We start from the raw sequence: 2,496 nt of genomic DNA, 5'->3' as shown, positions 1-2,496 counted from the left end.
AGAGATTTAATATCTCTTTTTTTATTTTTTATTATATAATTTAACTAATAAATAAAGAAGGAGAATAGAAATGAAAAGATTATTAAGTATAATAGGTGCAATTACATTACTAGGAACAAGCACAACAAATGTAGTTGCTTGTAATGCACCACAAGAATATACATCCGAAGAATTAAAAGAACTAAAAGAAAAGAATAAAATAGATACAGCTGATGAAAATATTAAAAATAATTTAGAATGAATAGCACCACAAGAAAAACCATTTAATACAGTTGATAATAAATGATATTATGTAGTATGGCGTAGTAAATTAAATTCTGAGTGAAGAATAATTAAATTTAAGAACGATACAAAAGTTGACAAAGAAAATAAAAAAATTATAGATGTTCAAAATAAAAGCGAACTTTCAATCAGTGTTCATATAGGCGTTGGTTATTCATATGTTGTTTTATTTATTAATAATAATTTAGAAACCACATGAAAAAACAATAATAAAAATTATTTTAAATCAGTTTATCGTTGAAATTTAGATACACAAGAACCTAATTTAGATATTGATAAAGATGGCAATGTAAAAGTTAAAGAAAAATAAAAAAGAGATTTAATATCTCTTTTTTTATTTTTATTATATAATTTAACTAATAAATAAAGAAGGAGAATACAATGAAAAGATTATTAAGTATAATTGGTGCAATTAGTTTACTAGGAACAAGTACAACAAGTTTAGTTGCTTGTAATAAAAAATACACAGAAAAAAATAGTGATTTTAAAGAATGAAAATCAATAACTGTAAGACAAGATTTTTTTATTAAAGATTATGATAAAAAAACATATTTATTAATTTTAAATAATGTTTTAAGTCCAAATAATAGCTGAAAGGGTCGTATTATTGATAGAAATACAAGTGATTTGAATAAATTAATGTTAGAACCTGAGTGAAAAGTTTACTTATGACAAGATGAAACAAAAACTCCATATATTCCCAATATAAATAGTACAAACGGTGAAATAATTGATAAATAAAAAGTGCAAAAATAGCACTTTTTTTAATTTGGTTTAATTGTAATTTTAACTGGATTGTTATTTTTGTTAATAAAATTTAATTTATCAGAGTTATTTGAAAAAGTTAAATTATTATCATTTCCAAATTTTTTATAATCAGGATAATAAGTACCCATAAATTGGGGTCATATTACTTTTGAAAATCTAATTTTTAATTTCATATCATTTGTATAATATGTTTGCAAATATACATTTTGAACTTTATTAGATTTTATATTGTTAATTGATGATATTTGCATTAAAAAGTTTATTAATAACTGACTTTTTCCTTTAATTTTATATTGTGTATGATATTTTTTTTCTTTTAAATCATCTGCTTTGCTTATAATAAATGTTTTAATTTCTGTTGAAATTTCTTCAGTTTTAATAATTTTATTTTGAGGAAAATTAGCATTTGTTGTTTGTTGTTCCCCATCTTCTTTAACAATAAGTTCAGACAATGTTCCCAAACTAGTACCACATATTTCAAATCCTGCAGTTAATTTTGTATTACTATAATCATAATCTGCTATTTTAGTTGCATTATTGTTAATAGAAAAATTATCAAGATTACTTATTTCTATTGTTTTAAAAGCACTTTTAAATTTATCAATACTTTGAATTGTTGGGTCAATTTGTCTTAAATCTATTTCAGTTTCATAATAACCTGTATATTCTTCTGTATCATCAAATAAATTAACCACAGTATTTAAAGTATTCTTACATTGTGGTTGAACTGTAAAATTAAAGTTAATAGGTAGTTTTGCATTGGGAGAAATAATATCTTTGGTGTATGGTTTATAGTTATATGGTACTGGTGGAAGAACATATTGTGGGTAATTAAAGGTTGGTATTTCATAGTCGTGTGGTAATAAGAAACTAGTTTTATAATTAGTTGTCATATCACGTAAATAATTATTTAATACACTTTTTGTTTTACCACGAAAACTTCATACAGATAATCGTAAGTAATCTTCTTCATTATTGGTATATGGATTATCAGCATAAAAGATAATTTCAAAATTACCTTTATATAATGCTTGAATTGAAAACATATCAATTATATAACTACAATCAGTACCATCTGGTGTTTGTAAGAATTCGCAATCATTATCTTTTTCACTATCACTAACTGGTGTTTGAGCATCAACTGCTTTTGTTTTTTCATTAATTAGATAAACTCTGTTAGTTTTAGTATTTAATTGTTTTAAATTAAAGATAATTTCAAAATTACCTTTATATAATGCTTGAATTGAAAACATATCAATTATATAACTACAATCAGTACCATCTGGTGTTTGTAAGAATTCGCAATCATTATCTTTTTCACTATCACTAACTGGTGTTTGAGCATCAACTGCTTTTGTTTTTTCATTAATTAGATAAACTCTGTTAGTTTTAGTATTTAATTGTTTTAAATTATAAGTTGAATAAACTAACTCACTTGTTGGTTTA

3 protein-coding genes are annotated in these 2,496 nt (G+C 23.0%); 2 read left to right on the top strand and 1 reads right to left on the bottom strand.

What is annotated here, in order from left to right:
- Positions 1–70: 70 nt before the first annotated feature.
- Together C6B38_RS02150 and C6B38_RS02145 are read left to right on the top strand one after the other, a co-directional pair.
- Positions 71–592, top strand: a complete 522-nt coding sequence (locus tag C6B38_RS02150) for a lipoprotein (RefSeq protein WP_105298474.1) — start codon at positions 71–73, stop codon at positions 590–592.
- A 71-nt stretch (positions 593–663) separates the two neighbouring features.
- A complete protein-coding gene (locus tag C6B38_RS02145; protein ID WP_105298473.1) occupies positions 664–1,023 on the top strand; it encodes a lipoprotein in 360 nt (119 codons plus the stop codon).
- 23 nt (positions 1,024–1,046) lie between these two features.
- On the opposite strand, the gene C6B38_RS09630 is transcribed toward C6B38_RS02145, so the two are convergent.
- A partial coding sequence (locus tag C6B38_RS09630; RefSeq protein ID WP_162475805.1) for a hypothetical protein occupies positions 1,047–2,496 on the bottom strand: 1,450 nt, incomplete at its 5' end.

This window comes from Spiroplasma sp. ChiS (assembly GCF_002968355.1).
Classification (GTDB): Bacteria; Bacillota_I; Bacilli_A; order Mycoplasmatales; family Mycoplasmataceae; genus Spiroplasma; species Spiroplasma citri.
Note: the sequence above shows the minus strand (reverse complement) of the source record. Positions and strands in the feature narration are given on the sequence as shown.